The 17,666-nt window shown below is 61.6% G+C and carries 19 protein-coding genes; 11 read left to right on the forward strand and 8 right to left on the reverse strand.

Features of this window, described 5'->3' with window-relative positions; all coding sequences use genetic code 11:
* Nucleotides 1–4 precede the first annotated feature (4 nt).
* On the forward strand, nt 5–565 hold the full coding sequence (gene ilvN / locus ACP15P_RS00180; RefSeq protein WP_424926470.1) for an acetolactate synthase small subunit: 561 nt from the start codon (nt 5–7) through the stop codon (nt 563–565).
* Nucleotides 566–615: 50 nt separating this feature from the next.
* Here the strand turns inward: ilvN and ACP15P_RS00185 are convergent, their stop codons facing one another.
* On the reverse strand, nt 616–1,194 hold the full coding sequence (locus ACP15P_RS00185; protein ID WP_424926471.1) for a TetR/AcrR family transcriptional regulator: 579 nt from the start codon (nt 1,192–1,194) through the stop codon (nt 616–618).
* A gap of 106 nt (nt 1,195–1,300) precedes the next feature.
* On the opposite strand from ACP15P_RS00185, the gene ACP15P_RS00190 reads away from it, so the two are divergent.
* The 3 genes from ACP15P_RS00190 (at nt 1,301) to ade (ending at nt 5,381) form a co-directional block, all read left to right on the forward strand.
* On the forward strand, nt 1,301–2,521 hold the full coding sequence (locus tag ACP15P_RS00190) for a multidrug effflux MFS transporter (RefSeq protein ID WP_424926472.1): 1,221 nt from the start codon (nt 1,301–1,303) through the stop codon (nt 2,519–2,521).
* A gap of 80 nt (nt 2,522–2,601) precedes the next feature.
* Complete coding sequence (locus ACP15P_RS00195; protein ID WP_424926473.1) at nt 2,602–3,579, forward strand: serine hydrolase domain-containing protein; 978 nt, start codon at nt 2,602–2,604, stop codon at nt 3,577–3,579.
* Between the two features lie 92 nt (nt 3,580–3,671).
* On the forward strand, nt 3,672–5,381 hold the full coding sequence (ade, locus tag ACP15P_RS00200; protein ID WP_424926474.1) for an adenine deaminase: 1,710 nt from the start codon (nt 3,672–3,674) through the stop codon (nt 5,379–5,381).
* 6 nt (nt 5,382–5,387) lie between these two features.
* On the opposite strand, the gene ACP15P_RS00205 is transcribed toward ade, so the two are convergent.
* Entirely contained in the window at nt 5,388–6,344 is a 957-nt protein-coding gene (locus tag ACP15P_RS00205) for an SGNH/GDSL hydrolase family protein (protein WP_424926475.1), read from the reverse strand.
* A 147-nt stretch (nt 6,345–6,491) separates the two neighbouring features.
* The gene (locus ACP15P_RS00210) at nt 6,492–7,166 is read right to left on the reverse strand and encodes a rhomboid family intramembrane serine protease (protein ID WP_424926476.1); all 675 of its coding nucleotides are present in this window, start codon (nt 7,164–7,166) and stop codon (nt 6,492–6,494) included.
* A gap of 237 nt (nt 7,167–7,403) precedes the next feature.
* On the opposite strand from ACP15P_RS00210, the gene ACP15P_RS00215 reads away from it, so the two are divergent.
* Entirely contained in the window at nt 7,404–7,790 is a 387-nt protein-coding gene (locus ACP15P_RS00215) for a DUF2237 family protein (RefSeq protein ID WP_424926477.1), read from the forward strand.
* Nucleotides 7,791–7,966: 176 nt separating this feature from the next.
* Nucleotides 7,967–8,185 (forward strand): hypothetical protein, encoded by a 219-nt coding sequence (locus tag ACP15P_RS00220; protein ID WP_424926478.1) that lies wholly within the window; start codon nt 7,967–7,969, stop codon nt 8,183–8,185.
* An 18-nt stretch (nt 8,186–8,203) separates the two neighbouring features.
* On the opposite strand, the gene ACP15P_RS00225 is transcribed toward ACP15P_RS00220, so the two are convergent.
* The 3 genes from ACP15P_RS00225 to ACP15P_RS00235 all read right to left on the reverse strand — a co-directional run bounded on the left by ACP15P_RS00225 (nt 8,204) and on the right by ACP15P_RS00235 (nt 10,207).
* Nucleotides 8,204–9,013 carry an alpha/beta hydrolase gene (locus ACP15P_RS00225; RefSeq protein ID WP_424926479.1) on the reverse strand — a complete coding sequence of 270 codons (810 nt, stop codon included), beginning with the start codon at nt 9,011–9,013 and terminating at the stop codon, nt 8,204–8,206.
* Between the two features lie 5 nt (nt 9,014–9,018).
* Complete coding sequence (locus ACP15P_RS00230; protein WP_424926480.1) at nt 9,019–9,255, reverse strand: Lrp/AsnC family transcriptional regulator; 237 nt, start codon at nt 9,253–9,255, stop codon at nt 9,019–9,021.
* Between the two features lie 61 nt (nt 9,256–9,316).
* Nucleotides 9,317–10,207, reverse strand: a complete 891-nt coding sequence (locus tag ACP15P_RS00235) for an EamA family transporter (RefSeq protein ID WP_424926481.1) — start codon at nt 10,205–10,207, stop codon at nt 9,317–9,319.
* 297 nt (nt 10,208–10,504) lie between these two features.
* Here ACP15P_RS00235 and ACP15P_RS00240 point away from each other — a divergent pair, with 297 nt between their 5' ends.
* The 4 genes from ACP15P_RS00240 to ACP15P_RS00255 are packed head-to-tail and all read left to right on the forward strand — an operon-like array spanning nt 10,505 to nt 15,479.
* Nucleotides 10,505–13,264 (forward strand): molybdopterin oxidoreductase family protein, encoded by a 2,760-nt coding sequence (locus ACP15P_RS00240; RefSeq protein ID WP_424927277.1) that lies wholly within the window; start codon nt 10,505–10,507, stop codon nt 13,262–13,264.
* Nucleotides 13,261–14,001 carry a 4Fe-4S dicluster domain-containing protein gene (locus tag ACP15P_RS00245; RefSeq protein ID WP_424926482.1) on the forward strand — a complete coding sequence of 247 codons (741 nt, stop codon included), beginning with the start codon at nt 13,261–13,263 and terminating at the stop codon, nt 13,999–14,001. The genes ACP15P_RS00240 and ACP15P_RS00245 overlap by 4 nt, the downstream gene beginning before the upstream one ends.
* 4 nt (nt 14,002–14,005) lie before the next feature.
* Nucleotides 14,006–14,878, forward strand: coding sequence for a dimethyl sulfoxide reductase anchor subunit family protein (locus ACP15P_RS00250; RefSeq protein ID WP_424926483.1), 873 nt, complete (start codon nt 14,006–14,008; stop codon nt 14,876–14,878).
* 46 nt (nt 14,879–14,924) lie between these two features.
* On the forward strand, nt 14,925–15,479 hold the full coding sequence (locus tag ACP15P_RS00255) for an NUDIX hydrolase (RefSeq protein ID WP_424926484.1): 555 nt from the start codon (nt 14,925–14,927) through the stop codon (nt 15,477–15,479).
* 19 nt (nt 15,480–15,498) lie between these two features.
* Here ACP15P_RS00255 and ACP15P_RS00260 read toward each other — a convergent pair whose 3' ends face one another.
* Nucleotides 15,499–15,828: a hypothetical protein gene (locus ACP15P_RS00260; protein WP_424926485.1), complete on the reverse strand. Its 330-nt coding sequence runs from the start codon at nt 15,826–15,828 to the stop codon at nt 15,499–15,501.
* A gap of 8 nt (nt 15,829–15,836) precedes the next feature.
* Nucleotides 15,837–16,673 (reverse strand): 2,3,4,5-tetrahydropyridine-2,6-dicarboxylate N-succinyltransferase, encoded by an 837-nt coding sequence (gene dapD, locus ACP15P_RS00265; RefSeq protein ID WP_424926486.1) that lies wholly within the window; start codon nt 16,671–16,673, stop codon nt 15,837–15,839.
* Nucleotides 16,674–16,775: 102 nt separating this feature from the next.
* On the opposite strand from dapD, the gene ACP15P_RS00270 reads away from it, so the two are divergent.
* Nucleotides 16,776–17,597, forward strand: a complete 822-nt coding sequence (locus tag ACP15P_RS00270; RefSeq protein ID WP_424926487.1) for an LOG family protein — start codon at nt 16,776–16,778, stop codon at nt 17,595–17,597.
* Nucleotides 17,598–17,666: the final 69 nt, after the last annotated feature.

Here is a 17,666-nt window from a genome sequence, read left to right on the forward strand (position 1 = left end):
CCCAATGAACGCACTGGCCATCAAAAAAGGCTCCAGCCGCCACAGCGCCTACGACCTGCGCAACCCGTTGGGCGACCACCAGGAAACCCACACGCTCGCCGTGATCGTGAACAACGAGTCCGGTGTTCTCGCCCGCGTCATCGGTCTGTTTTCCGGCCGGGGCTACAACATCGACAGTCTGACCGTGGCCGAGATCGACCACCGCGACCACCTGTCACGGATCACCGTGGTGACCACCGGAACCCCGGCGGTCATCGAACAGATCAAGGCGCAGCTTGGCCGCATGGTCCCGGTCCACGAGGTCCACGACCTCACGGTTGAGGGCCCCTCCGTTGAGCGCGAACTGGCGCTCATCAAGGTCCGCAGCCAGGGCGAGAAACGCGTTGAGGCCATGCGCACGTCCGAGGTGTTCCGCGCCAAAGTGGTCGACACGACGCTCGAGTCGTTCGTGTTTGAAATCACCGGCACACCGGAAAAGGTCGACGCTTTCGTGGCCCTGATGCGCCCCCTCGGCCTTATCGACGTGGCCCGCACCGGCGTGGCCGCCATATCCCGCGGCTTCTGAGCCGCGTCAACCGGCCCCGGAAACGGGGCCGTTTCCATAGCTTCACCGGCCTAACCGCCGAAGATCTCCCCCACTATCGCCCGCGCGTATCCCGCATCAAGGCTCCCGCCATTGAGCAGCCGGTACCAGAAGGCCCCGTGAATGAATGCCGACAGCATTTCAGGATCCCGCGCCCGCGACAGTTCCCCCGGCTCCTGGGCCCGACGCAGCAGGTCCGTGACCATGCGTTCGCGCGGCAAAACGAATCCGGTATAAAAAGCCGCCCGAAATTCAGCGTCCCTCTGCGCCGCCGCGATCAGGGCCCGCAGGGTGTCGCCATCCGTTTCCAGATGGGTAAACACCCCAATCAGAAACGCCTCCAGTTGATCACGACAGGTGCGGTCGTCATCTGAAATCGGCTCCGCCGCATATCGGCCCGTCTCATCAAATACCGCTTCCAAAACGAGATCGGCCTTGGTGTTCCAGCGGTTATAGAGCGTTTGCCGCGCGACGCCGGCAGTCCGGATAATGTCGGCGATTGAGACCTTCTCATAACCTTTCTCCCGGATCAGGCTCAGGGCGGCGGCCTTCAACGCCGTTCCCGCCTCAGCACTCGTTGGCCGCCCGACCGGCCTTTTTTTCTCGTTCATACCCGCATCCTCCCGCGCCTGGCGTACCCGATCACAATTAATAGACTTGCGTCCATAAACGCAAATAAACTACAGTCCATTAAATCACATAACCACCGGAGTCACCATGACCCAAACATCCCTGTCGCCCGTCCGAGCGGGCGCCATAACGGCCGTTCTCGGACTTCTGTCCCTGTTCCCGCCACTCGCAACCGACATGTATCTCGCGGGCATCGGCGACCTCGCTGTTGCGTTCAAAGCGTCGCACACGGCGGCGGAACTCTCCCTGTCCCTTTTCTTCCTCGGCCTCTGCGCGGGGCAGTTGCTGATCGGTCCACTGACCGACGGGTTCGGACGCAAAGTTCCGCTGCTGGCCGGAACCGTTCTCTTTGTGCTGACCTCGATCATCCTACCGCTTGTGGATGATATCGCGGTTTTCAACGCACTCCGTTTTCTCCAGGCAATCGGCGCCAGCGCGGGCATGGTCGTCGGGCGTGCCATCGTTCGCGACCTCTATCACGGCCGTCGGGCGGCACAGGTCATGACCGTTCTTGTAATGCTGTTGACCATCGGCCCCGTGGTCTCCCCAACACTGGGCGGCCTTCTCCTGGAGGCCTTCGGCTGGCAGTCCATTTTCGCGACCATGGCGACGATTGGGGCCGTAGCACTCATCCTGTCACTGCTCATCCTGCCCGAAACCCTGCCGGCAGCAAAACGAACGGGTCGGCCGTTCGCCAGTGGCATCAGAACCGCTACGTCACTTTTGTCGCAGAAGGGCTTTCTCCTCATGGCCCTCGTCGCGGCCCTCTCACAGGGCGGCATGTTCGCGTTCATCACCGGCTCCTCAGGCGTATTCCAGGGCGTCTACGGCCTCTCCACCCACGGTTTCGGCCTGATGTTCGCGCTGATTGCCGCGGCCCTGATCGTGTTTGGCCGCATCAACACGGTCCTGTTGCGCCGGTTCAGCCCGTCGCAAATTCTCAGATGCGGCCTGCCCGCCTTCGTATTGTTTGCGGCCGTCCTGACACTGACAAGCGGCACTGACAATGTCTGGATCCTGGCTTTTCCGCTCTGGCTGACGGTCGGCATGGTCGGGCTGCTCTCGGCCAACGCCATGGCGATGACCATGGAGCTCGCGGAAAACGGCGCGGGCATGGGCTCGGCGCTTCTGGGTGCGATTCAGTTCGCGGTGGCCTTCACGGTCTCATTCTGCGTGGCGCTCGGTGGCACGGCGACGGCTCTACCCATGTGTCTTGGCCTTCTCATTCCAGCTTTACTTGCGACCGTGCTCTACTTCGTCGGAGACCGAACTGCGACGAATGTCACACCACACCAGGAAGCGGCCTGAACGCAAGGTGAAAGGCATTCCCACGCAGTCGTGACCGTGGGGTGCTGGACACCAAAGGCCACCAAAGCCAATCCTCAGACATGATAAACCGTCGTGCCTTTCTGCTATCCGCCAGCGCAGCTTTCGCCGCGCCGGCACTCCTGTCCGCGCAAAGCACCGACCTTGCCACGGCCATCAATGAGCTGCCGCAGCTCCATTCACTACAGGTACAGCGTGGCAATACCGTGGTTTTTGCTTCGGCGCCGCGTGGACCCGGGCTCGACCGGCCAACCAATATCAAATCCTGCTCCAAAAGCGTCGTCGCGCTATTGCTCGGCTCCGCAATTGACAGGGGCGAAATACCGTCAGTGTCCGCCACCATCGGCGAGGTTGCCCCATCCATCCTGCCACGAAACGCAACACCCGGAGCAGACGCCATCACCATGGAGGATCTGGTCTCGCTTCGCGCCGGGCTGGAACGCACTTCAGGTCCAAATTACGGCCAGTGGGTCAGTTCCTCCAACTGGCTCGCGGACGCATTAAGCCGGCCAATGGTGGCGACACCCGGCGGCCAAATGCTCTATTCCACCGGCTCCACGCACATCCTCGGCGCGGCCCTTGCCGAGTCAACGGACCAAAGCCTGCTTGACCTTGCCCGCGCCCGCCTCGGCCGACCGCTCGGCATCGACATCCCGCCCTGGACCCGCGATCCGCAGGGCTACTACATGGGCGGAAACGAGATGGCGCTCACACCGCGGGCCATGCTGAAAATCGCGGTTCTGATGCGGGACAATGGCCGGTACGATGGCCAACAGGTCATCCCGCAAAGCTGGATCGAGGCATCGACCCGCCCCCATACCCGCTCGCCATGGTCCGGGCTGTCCTATGGCTATGGCTGGTTCCTCTCGCGTTCCGGATACATTCTCGGCCGTGGCTATGGCGGCCAGATCATCGCAGCCCACCCAAGGCGCGATCTCGCCGTGGCAATCACCTCGGACCCGACGCAACCGGCCCGGTCCGGAGGCTATTTTGGCGACCTCATGCGCCTCCTTGAAGGCCCGGTTCTCGCAAGCGCCTAAGCCCCAAATCCCTGGGAATTTGCGTCGACACGTCCCCGGTGGGAAGGTACGGTTTCGGCATCTACGCTCATCGCAACGCAGGGAAGCTCCAAATGACGCAAACGCCCCTCTCGTCACTCATTTCCCAGGGCCGCGGCGCCGTTCCCGCCGACATCGTTCTGCGCGGGGGACGTGTATTCGACCTGGTCACCGGCGGCTACCTTGAGGGCGACGTGGCGATCTGCGGCGACACAATCGTGGGAACCTGCGGCGACTACGAGGGACGAACAATTGTTGACGTGAGCGGCAAAACCCTCGTGCCAGGTTTTATTGACACCCACCTGCATATCGAAAGCTCACTTGTCACGCCCGTCGAATTTGACCGCTGTGTCAGCCCACATGGCGTGACCACCGCCATCTGCGACCCCCATGAGATCGCCAATGTCGTCGGCGTCGCCGGCATCGAATATTTCCTCGCCGCCGCCTCCCGCACCGTGATGGACATCCGCGTGCAGCTCTCAAGCTGCGTGCCATCGACAGCGATGGAAACCGCCGGGGCGGAAATCCCCGCCGAGGACCTCGTACCGCTCATGTACCACCCGAAAGTCATCGGTCTCGCGGAATTCATGAACTTTCCCGGCGTCCTCCACCAGGATCCCGGATGCATGGCCAAACTGGAGGCGTTCCGCGGCAGACATATCGACGGCCACGCGCCACAGCTCCGGGGCCGCGACCTCAACGGCTACATCTCCGCCGGCATCCGCACCGAACACGAGGCCACCACGGCAGAGGAGGCGCTGGAAAAACTGCGCAAGGGCATGCGCGTCCTGATCCGCGAGGGCTCCGTCTCCAAGGACCTCAACGCCCTGACCCCAATCATTACCGAGACCAACTCGCCCTATATCGCCTTCTGCACCGACGACCGAAACCCGCTCGACATCGGTGAGCACGGCCATCTTGACTACATGATCCGCACGGCTATTGCCGCCGGCGCGTCACCGCTCGCGGTTTATCGAGCCGCCAGCATCTCGGCCGCGGAGGCTTTCGGGCTGAAGGACCGTGGCCTGATCGCCCCCGGCAAACGGGCCGATATTGTCGTGCTGGACAGCCTTGAGGAGTGCAGGCCGTCGATGGTCTTCAGTGGCGGTCAGGAAATCAACGACGCCGCGTTTGCTGACCGGGAACACATCGAACCCGTGGGTCGCCACAGCGTGAAGGCCAGCAAGGTTACCGCCAAAAGCTTCGAGTACCGCGCCAACTCACCCAGGACCGACATCATCGGAATTGTACCGGGCTGGATCATCACCGAACACCTGGTCGAGGATATCGAGCCAACAAACGGTCAGATCCTGCCCGACCCCGCGCGCGATCTCGCTAAAATCTCAATCGTCGAACGCCACGGACGCAACGGCAACATCGCCACCGGCTTTGTCCGGGGCTTCAGCATGAGATCCGGCGCCATCGCCTCCACCGTCTGCCACGACCACCACAACATCGCCGTGGTTGGCATGGACCATGAGGACATGGCCATCGCGGTCAACCGCCTGACCGAAATTGAAGGCGGGTTCGTGGTCGTGAGGGACGGCAAGGTCCAGGCCGAACTCGCGCTCCCCATTGCCGGGCTGATGAGCCTCGAGCCCTTCGAGGAGGTTCGGACGCGACTGGAAGCTTTACGTGCATCCGCTCGCGATCTGGGCGTGGAACTGGAAGAACCGTTCCTGCAACTCGCCTTCCTTGCCCTGCCGGTCATTCCCCACCTAAAGATCACCGATCACGGCATGGTGGACGTGGACCGGTTCGAGGTCATCGGTCACACGGACTGAAGGGAATTAAACCGGGCGCTTCCTCGCGGCCAGCAGCAGCGCCCCAAATCCGGCCAGCACAAATGCTAAAGACGGTGGCAGCGGAACCGGCGCGATCTGATCCTGCACAAGGCCCGCGACCGTTTCATGACCCACATTGTTGGGGTGGACGCCGTCATAGAACAGAAGCGTTTTCGCCTCATCCGCCGAGCAGATCCGAACATCCGGGATAACGCAGGGAATGGTCGTGGAGGCCAAACCGAAGGCCGACGGGTCCTCATTGAACCTGTCAAAAACCGCCTGCGTATCGAATTTCAGCACATTGAAACCGCCATCGCGCAGGTTACTGATCCCCGCGTCCAGAGTGGCATTGAACGTGTCCGAAAACAGCGATGCCTGGGCCGACAGCGCGGCATTGGAGCCGTAAGCTGGCGTCATGCCAAGATCGGGAAGACTGAAAAACGCCAGATCCCGCACACCGGTCCCGGCGGAAAACGCACCCAGCGACCCGATGGTGGTATTGGCCGCATTGACCGCGGTGGCCGTCACGTCTTTGTTCGTCCCCAACCCAACGATGTCAAAGCCGTCATTGGCTCCGACGAATGTCATCAGCATCGGCCTCGAGCCGAACTGCTCCGGTGTCGTCGCCGAAGCCATGCCAAGCTGCATTTCCAGGTCGGGCACCGCGTCATCATTGGTCACCGCATTCGCACCACCGAAGGCGTAGTTGCGCGCGTGAAGCTCGGCACCGGTGAAACTGCGTGTTACCGGCTCGGCCCAGACCTCGAGATTGGTGAACCGCCCATTGGGATACGGCGGGTTGGCCGGAACAGCGCCACCGGTGGCGGCAAACAGGTTTCCAGGATCGCTGAGACTGTCGCCAAAAATCGACAGCGATGTGTAGTGGTTCAGAACCACCGCGTGCGCGCTGGTCGCCGCGAAAATAGCTGCGGCGCTCAGAACACCAAGGACTGTTTTCCCCATGGTTCCCCTCCCCTGGAAATCCGGTGCAAACTGTCTGCTAAATCCGAGTGTGCCCGGAAACCGACCATCCGCAAAACGGTTTTCACTTGAGGGAGGATTAATTCATGCACTGTGGCGCGGCTGCCAGGGGAGCCGCACCATGCAGCCTCAAAGCCCGCGCCTGCGCGCAACCACCCGCGCTTCTTCGCGGTTTTCAAGCCAAAGACCGGCAATCAGACCGACGATAAAGCCGCCCAGATGCGTCTCCCACGCCAGTCCACCGGCCAAAGCGAAAAAGAACACCACGTTCAACCCGGCCAAAACCAACACCCGCGTCATAACCGGACGTGTTGATAGCCGCGCCCGCGCATGCCTGCGCCAGTCCCAGACAATCCAGACGCCAAGGAATGTAAACACCACCCCCGATGTCCCGATCATAGGTGCGGGAGAGGCCGACAACAGACCGAACATGGCACCGCCACCGATGGCACCCAGGAAAAACAGCGGCAGGATCACACCGCTACCGTATCGATCAGACACAAACCGGCCCATCGCCAGCAGAACCGCCATGTTCATCGCCATGTGTAAAAATCCGCCGTGCAGCACCGCATGACTGATGAACATCGACCAGGGCTGTGCCGCAAAGATCGGCTCCACCCCACGCAACAGAGGCGACCAGAACGCACCGGTATTGAACACGGCCAACCGCAGACCCCGTCCAAAGAGAAGGCCCTCATCGGACATGGTCAGAATGATCTCGATAATTGCAATCAGTCCCACAAGCCCCGTCAGGGTCCGGGGAAGCGGCACGAAATCTCGGTTACCTGGCAGGGGCTGTCTCAATCGAATATGTCTCAGGAACTGTCGGCTCGAAGGGTCATGATAAACCACCATCGCCGTGGTGTCGGATTACTAAGTCTTTTTAACATCTAGCGTTGCGTCGCCACCGGTTCAATGGCGTTGGCCAGTATGGCACCGGAGTGTGAACCAGGACTTACCTGAAATCCGCGGCGATGGACACTCGCGGCGCACCAGGCCAGGATGCCCCGAAACACCCCAGGCCCAGGAACCGAAAAGATCATGCAGGAAGACCGCGCCCCCTCGCTGAACGTGTATGGCGACCCGCTGAAACCCTGCGGCTTCGACCCGAAAACCGGCTATTTCCGCGATGGGTGTTGCAATACCGGCCCGATGGACCGCGGCAAACACGTCGTCTGTGTCCGCGTGACTGAGGAATTTCTGATCTATTCCCGGTTGCGTGGCAACGATCTGATCACGCCACGACCGGAATACGGCTTCACCGGGTTGCGCGAGGGCGACAGGTGGTGTCTCTGCGCGGAACGCTGGCTTGAGGCGGCCGACTTCGGTACCGCGCCGAAGGTAATTCTCGCCAGTACGCATCAATCCGCCCTCTCCGTGATACCGATGGAACTGCTGGAAGAACACGCTCTGACCCCCGTCCGGTAACCGCAGCGCAGCGTGCGTCAGTCGTTAACCACAAAATATCAAACAAAAACTTATCGGATTTCCCTGCCGCACTGCAAAAAACGCATGGCGGAGTTGCGGGAACTCCGGATTGTGCGACGCAACATTGAGGTCCATATTACACGCAACAGGAGTTTTGAGAGTAAGGAGTTTACCCCATGAGCGTCATCACAAACGATCCGCAGACGAAATCCATCCTGTCCACCATCGGTGAAAAGTTCGAGACCGCGATCACCTGGTGCGAGCAGCATTCCCGCCGTGGCCAGGCAGCCCGCGAAGCCGCTGAACTGCTTCAGAAATCCGACGAGGAACTGGCTTCCATGGGCCTGACACGCAACGGTGTCGTACAGCACTGCTTCGGCCCGTACCTCGCCTGATCCACACGAAGGGGTGTTTCAAAGGCCAAGTAACGCCTTTGTAATACCCGAATGCGGGGCATCGAGCCCCGAAATCACGTCGAGATGGTGACGGTCGGATTCAATCGTCTGTCGCATCCTCATGTCAAACCCGGACCAGATATTGGCCAAGAGGGTGGTTTGACGGACGAATTCGGGACGCTCGTCGTCCCCGACCCAGGCATGCACGTCAAAGCTCTCCAGAGGCGCGTGAAGCGCCGGGCTTTCGCGGGTTGCCTCCGCCATGTCGAGTTGCAGTTCGGCATTCATGGCCAGCTTCAGCATGGGGCGCAGATCATGCACCCCACTGATGCTAAAAATTCCCGCAATGCGTTCAGTGACCGCCGCCGCCAGAGAGCTGTCCGCGCAGATCTGCCGGGTCACGAGATGCCCGCCAGCCGAGTGTCCCGCCAGACGGATCGGCCCATCAAAATCCTCCGCGACACGCGTGACCGCGCGGGCAATGCTTTGCGTGATTGAGGAAACCCGGACCTCCGGCGCCAGCGGATACCCCGGCATCACCACCGTCCAGCCATTCCCCAGAGCGCCCTCGGCAAGATGCGAAAAAACGCTCTGATCGAACTTCAGCCAGTACCCGCCATGCACGAACACGGCGACACCACCGGACACGCCTTCGGGCAGAAACACATCCATCACCTCTCGAGGATGTGGCCCGTACGACAGATTGCACCGCATGCGATCAGTCGCCATGCCATCCCGAAAACCCGATGAGCGCTCCAGCCACACGGCGGGAAACTCCTCGCCACCTGGAATATTCGCGATATTCGCGTAGGCGTTGTCCCAGTCCATACCGGTCAGAACGCCCGGAACGTGAGTGTCGTCAGCGACCGGTCAATATGCGGTATGTTGACGATTTTCCCGTTGATATACCGCCCGACATCCTCACCATCGGGGATATAGACCTTCATGATCAGGTCATATTCGCCGGATGTCGAAAACAGCTCGGACGCAAATTCCAGGTCATAGATGGCATCGGCAACCTCGTAGGTCCGCCCAGGGCTGCACCGCAACTGAATGAAAACACAGTTCATTTTGATCTCCTCGGTCTGCGCGACCGGCGGCGCCGGTGGCCGTCACTCTGCCCCCGCGACTTCAGGGATTCAATACCAGAACAACAATTCCAACCGCGACGAGGATCATCCCAATCGTCTCCACCAGACCCGGCTTTTCCCCAAACACGATGCGGGACGTCAGGTAGCTGAACAGAAGTTCAATCTGACCCACCGCCTTCACATGAGCCGCGGAAATAAGCGCAAAGGCGGAGAACCAGCAGAACGACGCCAGCATCCCCGATACGCCAACCGGCAGCGCAATACGCCATTGCCCCAGCACGTTCCCGACCTCTCCGGGCGACCTGCGCCGCATGTAGAGCGTCATCACGACTGTCTGTAGCACCGTCACGCAGGCAAGCGTAAACGCTGCATGATGAAACGAACCTCCATCCCCCTCAAGCGCCAGCCCCGCCGCACGATAAGCCACCCCCGACAGGGCAAAAATCGCGCCACAGGCCAGACCGACACCGGTCGCCCGGCTCCAGATACCCCCGGCCAGTCCGCTCGTCCGCGACAGCAGCAGCACCCCGACAAGGCTAACAACGATCCCGGTCATTGCGGCGGGCGACACCCGATCCCCAAGCAGCACAAGACCAATCAGCACCGCCTGAACCGTCTCGGTCTTCATGAAGGTATTCCCGGCGGCGAAATTCCGAAGCGTGAACAGGTGCAGCAGCAACAGTGTGGCTGAAATCTGACACAGCCCACCCAGCGGCATCCAAAGAAAAAACGACGCGGACATGTCCGGCACGCCCAGACCACGCACCAGGGAAAACCCGATAAACAGCAGCACCGCCCAGGGCGCGGCAAAAATGAACCGCGCATAGGCCGCCCCGAGCACGCTGACCCGCCCCGTCAGGGTCTTTTGCAGCGCGGATCTCACGTTCTGCATGAACGCCGCGCCGACGGCCAAAAGTGCCCAGGTTTCCAAATCAGTTGTCCCTTAAATCCGGCCGACATCGCGACCGCACCGGTCTGATAGCTTTACGGCCGGGGAAACTAAAGTCTCATTTTTGTGGATTTTTGTTCCTGCCTGACCGCCAAATCGGGAACAAACGAGGCCCAGGCTTAGGCCAGCTGGAAAAAAATACCTGTCCAGACCGAAAACCGCTTGCGCTGTTCCCCGCCGGACAACATCCTTGGATAAAAAACAGGGAAGAATACCGGCTTGAACCATTTTGACCCCAATCCGAAAATATCGGACGAGGTACGCAAATCGACCTGCTACATGTGCGCCTGCCGCTGCGGAATAGACGTGCACATGAAGGACGGAAAAGTCCGGCACATCGAAGGCAATCGCGACCATCCCGTAAACCGTGGTGTGCTCTGCGCCAAGGGCTCCTCCGGCATCATGCAGCACCTGTCCCCGGCCAGGCTGCGTGCGCCCATGAAACGCACCGGTCCGCGCGGCTCCGGCGAGTTCGAAGAGATTTCCTGGGAGGAGGCCCTGACGCTTGCCACCGAATGGCTGGCCCCGATCCGGGAGAAACACCCCGAGAAACTCGCCTTTTTCACCGGTCGCGACCAGTCACAGAGCTTCACCGGCTGGTGGGCGCAGCAGTACGGCACACCCAACTACGCCGCTCATGGCGGCTTCTGCTCCGTCAACATGGCCGCCGCCGGCATCTACACCATGGGCGGATCCTTCTGGGAGTTCGGCACCCCGGACTGGGAACACACCAAACTGCTGATGATCTTCGGCGTGGCCGAGGACCACGACAGCAACCCGATAAAAATGGGTCTGGGCCAGCTAAAAGGCCGCGGAGCAAAGGTCATTGGCGTCAATCCCGTCCGCACCGGCTACAACGCCATAGCGGATGAATGGGTCAGCATCACACCGGGCACGGACGGCCTTTACATCCTCAGCCTCGTTCACGTCCTGATGGCGTCCGGCAAAATCGATCTCGACTATCTGTTGCGCTACACCAATGCCGCCCATCTGGTCGACCGTGATCCCAAGTCCCCCAATTACGGCCTTTTCATGCGTGACGAAGAGGGCCGCGAGCTGATTTTCGACCGGGAAACACACAGGGCCGTTCCCTGGGACACGCCCGATGCCAAACCTTCGCTGCATGGGGCCGTCAATATCGGACCAACCCACGCGGTTCCCGTGTTCCAGCTTATGGCGGGCGAATATCTCGACGCCAAATACGCTCCCGAATCGGTGGCCGAGACCTGCGGCGTGTCAGCGGAGAGCATCCGCAAAACCGCCGCCGAACTGGCCCATGTCGCATTTGAACAAACCGTAACGCTCGACCGGCCCTGGACCGATTTTCGTGGCGTGAAACACGACAAAATGGTCGGGAGGCCGGTCAGCTTCCACGCCATGCGCGGCATATCGGCCCATTCCAACGGCTTTCAGACCTGCCGTTCGCTCCACCTGCTTCAACTCATTCTGGGCTCCGTCGAAACGCCAGGCGGTTTCCGCTTCAAGCCCCCCTATCCACGCCCCGTTGAGGGCCATCCCAAACCACATTTCAAGGTTACACCCGGCCTGCCCCTCGACGGCCCCCATCTCGGCTACCCGCGCGGCCCCGAGGATGTCGGCGTCAATGAGGACGGCACCGCGAAACGCATCGACAAGGCGTTTACCTGGGAAAACCCCATGTCCGCCCACGGCATGATGCACATGGTAATCGCCAATGCGGTCGCGGGCGACCCCTACGAGATCGACACGCTCTTCCTCTACATGGCCAACATGGCGTGGAACTCTTCCATGAACACCGCCCAGGTCATGGACATGCTCACGGCCAAACGCGACGACGGCGAATACAAAATCCCCCATATCATCTACTCCGACGCCTATTCGTCGGAGACCGTGGCCTTCGCCGACCTGATCCTGCCAGACACGACCTACCTTGAGCGGCACGACTGCATCAGCATCCTGGACCGTCCCATCGGCGAGCCTGACCTCATGGCCGACGCCATCCGCTGGCCCGTGGTGGAGCCCGACCGCAACGTGCGCGGCTTCCAGTCCGTCCTGATCGACCTCGGCGTTCGGCTCGGCCTGCCGGGTATGGTCGAAGCCGATGGCAATGCGGTTTACAAGGATTACGCCGATTACATCGTGAACCACCAGCGCCGCGCCGGTGTGGGCCCTCTCGCGGGCTTTCGCGGTCCGGACGGCGACAGCAACGGGCGCGGAGAGCCCAACCCGGATCAGATCGAGGCCTACATAAAAAACGGCGGTTTCTGGGGCGCCCATGTGCCGGAGGAAGCGAGCTACTTCAAACCCTGGAACGAGGGCTACCAGAACTGGGCCGTCGAACGCGGCCTCTGCGACAAACCCGCACCTTACCTGTTCCAGCTATACGTCGAACCCATGGCGAAGTTTCAGAACGCGGCAGAAGGTCGCGGCGACCACCAGCCACCGGACAACGTGCGCGAGCAGCTGAAACAGGCCATGTCGCCCATCCCGATCTGGTATCCGCCGTTTGGGGACGACCTGGTCGACAAAGGCGACTATCCCCTGCATGCCGTTACACAACGCCCCGCCGCCATGTACCATTCCTGGGGCAATCAAAACGCCTGGCTGCGCCAGATCCATGGCGAAAACCCACTCTACATACCTGGCGAAATATGGGACGCCCAGGGGTTTGAGGATGGCGACTGGGCGCATGTGATCTCCGCCCACGGCAAAATCACCGTGCCCGCCGCGCGCATGGACGCGCTCAATCCCAACACGGTCTGGACCTGGAACGCCATCGGCAAACGCGGCGGCGCCTGGGCGCTTGATCCGGACGCGCCGGAGGCCAAACGCGGGTTCCTGCTCAATCACCTGATCAGCGAACTCCTTCCACCCAAAGGCGACGGCCTCCGCTGGTCCAATTCCGACCCCGTCACCGGTCAGGCGGCCTGGTACGACCTGCGCGTGCGCGTTGAGCGCGCCGGACCGCAGAAACGCACGGCCCCCGAGGTTTCGGACCAGAAATCGCCGGTCGGTTACGGTCCGGACGTCCTGCGTCAGGGCGAGGAGTGGCTGAAATGACCTCCCTGCCCCAATCCACAGGAAAATCCCTCGGCCTCGTCATCGACCTCGATACCTGCGTCGGCTGCCACGCCTGCGTGACGGCCTGCAAGGAATGGAACACCAATGGCTACGGCGCGCCGCTGTCCGACCAGGAGCCCTACGGCGCCGACCCGGTTGGCACCTTTCTGAATCGCGTCCATTCCTACGAGTACGTGCCCGAGGACGGCTCCGCGCCGGGTGTGGTCCATTTCCCAAAATCCTGCCTCCACTGCGCCGACGCGCCCTGTGTTACGGTCTGCCCGACCGGTGCCAGCCTCAAGCGCGAGGAGGACGGCATCGTTCTGGTCAATGAGGACGACTGCATCGGATGCGGCCTCTGTGCCTGGGCCTGCCCCTACGGTGCACGCGAGCTCGACGCCTCCGCCGGCGTGATGAAGAAATGCACGCTCTGCGTCGACCGCATCTACAACGTCAACCTGCCGGAAGAGGACCGCCAGCCCGCCTGCGTCCGCACCTGTCCGGCCGGAGCGCGCCATTTCGGTGACCTCTCCGATCCGGACAGCGACGTCTCCAAACTGGTCCAAAAACGCGGCGGTTTCGACCTGATGCCGGAACAGGAAACCCGCCCGGTCAACAAATACCTTCCCCCGCGCACGCGGGAGGAAACCGACATTCTCGCGCCGCTGCTCGATCCGGTGCCGGAAGCCCAGGGCGGCTTCCTCGGCTGGCTCGACCGAACCCTGTCAAAGATCTGATTCCATGCATCCGGCACCGTCCATAATCACATTCACGGTTCTCTCGGGCCTCGGCTTCGGGCTCATGATCTGGCTCGGCCTCGGCGCCGTCGATGTCGAGGGCTGGATCGCCGCGACATTCTGCCTCATGGCGCTCGGCCTTGCCGGAGGTGGCCTCCTGTCCAGCCTGTTCCACCTTGGCCACCCGGAACGCGCTCCCAAAGCCCTGACCCAGTGGCGCAGCTCCTGGCTCAGCCGCGAGGGCATCCTGGCCATTGTGACCATGCTGCTCTTCGCCCTGTTCTCGCTGATCTGGGTCTTCGGTGGCGTCCGGTCCGGCACCCTTGGCGCGCTCGCCGCTCTTGCCGCCCTGGCAACGGTGTTCTCCACCGCCATGATCTACACCCAGATGAAAACGGTTCCCCGCTGGCACTCGCCGCTCACACCGGTCGTGTTCCTGCTGGCCTCCCTCTCCGGTGGCGCTCTGCTCGCAGGCATGACCGCGTCGTTCTGGATCATCCTGTCGCTGGGCGTCGTTTTGATTCTGGACAGTGTCCAGGGCGAGGGCCGCTTTTCCCGGGCGAATGGTAATATTGCAACGGCAACCGGTCTTGGAAAATTCGGCCGCCTGCGCCAGCTTGCACCGCCCCATACCGGCCAGAACTACCTGCTGAAGGAAATGGTCTACGTGATCGGCCGGAAACATGCGCACAAGATCAATATAATAGGCATGACCCTTGCCATTCCGGTTCCACTTTTTCTGATCGGCGTATTCCACAACGGCCACACGACATTCGGCCTCGCCGTAGTGAGCCACATCGCCGGAATGGTATTACTTCGATGGCTCTTTTTCGCACGTGCCGAACATGTGGTTGGCATTTATTACGGTAAACACTAACCCCTAAAGCGACACCGGCCCATTTCAGAACGATTCGCCAGGTACCATGTCGCCAGAACTGACCAAACGCACCCGCAAGAAGCTCCGTGCAGCCGCGAAATCAAGCTGCGTGAAACCCGCGCGCCTTCAGGTCGGAGCCCTGTGTTGGCGGTACACCGCGAAGGACAAAATCAAGGTGCTTCTGGTCACCAGCCGCGAGACCGGACGCTGGGTCATCCCCAAGGGCTGGACCATGAGCAACCGCTCCACTGCCGGGGCGGCCGAACGGGAAGCCTGGGAAGAGGCCGGCGTCCGCGGCGACATCAACCCGCAAAGCGTCGGGCTCTACACCTACCGGAAACGCCTGAACCGCAAACGCGCCGTCCGCTGCGTGGTCAAGGTTTTCCCGCTCGAGGTAAAGGAGCAGCTTAAACGCTATCCGGAATCCGGCCAGCGCAAAACCGAGTGGTTCAACCCCGCGAAAGCCGCCCGCAAGGTGAAGGAGCCGGAACTCCGCACCATTCTTCTCAATGCAAAATCCCTGATCGAGCACACGCAAAACCACGGTTCGGTCGTCCGGGCCTCCGAGGATCCCGAACTGCTCGACACAATCACGGCCTGATCCGCGTCACAGTCGCGCCTTATGCCGCGTCCCCGTCAAAAAAAGGCGTGCATTCCGCCACGATGACCGCGTTTTCGTCGAGCGCGCGCGCCATCAGCGCCCGTTCCTCCTCCGGCACCGGCTCCTCAGCCTCGCGATCCTCCAGCGTCCCGTAACCCGTCACATCGAGCGGGTTCATGTCGGCCGACTTGAGCAGCGCCACAGCCTCCCGGACGGCCTCATCCTCGTCAACGCCCGTCGCGTAGCACAACAGCCCCGCTCCGGTCGCCTTTTTGGGCAGGCCATCCCCCTTTTTCCGGCCGACCTGCACCACAAGGGTATAGACCTTCTGTGTCTTCTTTCCGCTCACGCCAGGGATCAGTCGCGCAGCAGATCGTTGATCGAAGTCTTCGCACGGGTCTGCGCGTCAACGCGCTTCACAATTACTGCGCAATAGAGGTTGATACCGTTTTTGGACGGCATCGAACCCGCGACCACCACGGAGCCCGACGGCACCTCGCCATAGCTCACATTGCCGGTTTCGCGGTCCACGATCTTGGTGGATTTTCCGATGAACACACCCATGCCAAGCACCGAGCCCTCACGCACGATGCAGCCCTCAACCACCTCGGAGCGCGCGCCAATGAAGCAGTTGTCCTCAATGATCGTCGGCCCGGCCTGCATCGGCTCAAGAACACCGCCAATGCCAACGCCGCCGGACAGATGAACGTTTTTGCCGATCTGCGCGCAGGAGCCAACCGTTGCCCAGGTGTCCACCATGGTTCCGGAATCAACAAACGCGCCAAGATTCACAAAGGACGGCATCAGAACCACGCCCGGCGCGATATGCGCGGACCGCCGCACCACGCAGTTTGGCACGGCGCGGAAACCCGCCGCCGTCCACTCGCTCTCGCCCCAGCCGAAGAACTTGCTGTCGACCTTGTCCCACCACGTTCCGCCCTGCGGACCACCGGATTGCGGCGCCATGTCCTTGACGCGGAAGCCAAGCAAAACGGCCTTTTTGGCCCACTGGTTCACATGCCACTCACCGCTTTCGGTCGGTTCCGCCACCCGCAACGCGCCACCATCCAGCGCATTGAGTGTTTCCTCAATCGCCTCGCGCACGTCGCCACCGGTCGACGGTGTGATCGTGTCCCGGATTTCCCAGGCTGCCTCAATGGCGGTTTCCAGTTCGGTACGGCGGGTCTGATCCATCGGGGGCCTCTGCAGATGCGCTGAATTCGGTTTCGCGGGCAGCTATAATTAGTTAACGCTTGGCTGGCAATCTCAGTCCCTGGATTTCAGCAAAGGCAGCAAATGACCGACCTGAGCAAACGTCAAAGCCGTTTCCCCGATGCCAGCGAGGATCTCCGCAGAACCCGGGAAATGCCGGAAACGCCACAGACGGCCAGCCCCAGCTACCGGCTTGCATTTGCTGACCCCGAATTCCTGCAGCGCGACGAGCTGCGCCCGGTCAGGCTCCAGCTTGAACTGCTGAAAACCGAGATGTCGATGATTGAGCGCGGCATCACCTCAACCGTCGCCATGCTGGGCAGCGCCCGCATCCCCGCGCCCGAGGTCGCCGAAAGCACCGAACACCCGGGCCTTGCCGCCATGACCGGATACTACGCCCAGGCCCAGGAGTTTGCCCGCCTCGGCACAATCCGCTCCGTTGCGTCGGGCAACTGCGAGGGCGTCATCTGCACCGGGGGCGGCCCCGGCATCATGGAGGCCGGCAACCGCGGTGCGCTGGATGCGGGCGGTGTTTCAATCAGCCTCAACATCGTCCTGCCCCACGAACAGGTCCCGAACCTCTTCGGCACGCCCGACCTCAGCTTCAACTTCCACTACTTCGCCATCCGCAAGATGCACTTCCTGATGCGCGCCCGCGCCGTGGCCGTGTTCCCAGGCGGCTTCGGCACTTTCGACGAGCTGTTCGAGACCCTGACCCTCGTTCAGACCAAACGGATGGAGCCACTCCCCATTGTCATGTTTGGCCGCGAGTTCTGGGAACGCGCGATGAACCTGGAAGTCCTGGTTGAGGCCGGCACCATCTCCGCCAAAGACCTCGACCTGTTCCGCTACGTCGAAACCGCCGAGGAGGCTTGGGACTATATAGACGGTTGGAAGGCGGAGTAACGAAACCGGAGCCGCAACCAAAATTCCTCCAACCGGCCGTAACTGTCACCACCACAACGCCAAAGCAGG

The organism is Amaricoccus tamworthensis (genome assembly GCF_049800875.1).
Taxonomy (GTDB): Bacteria; Pseudomonadota; Alphaproteobacteria; order Rhodobacterales; family Rhodobacteraceae; genus Amaricoccus; species Amaricoccus tamworthensis.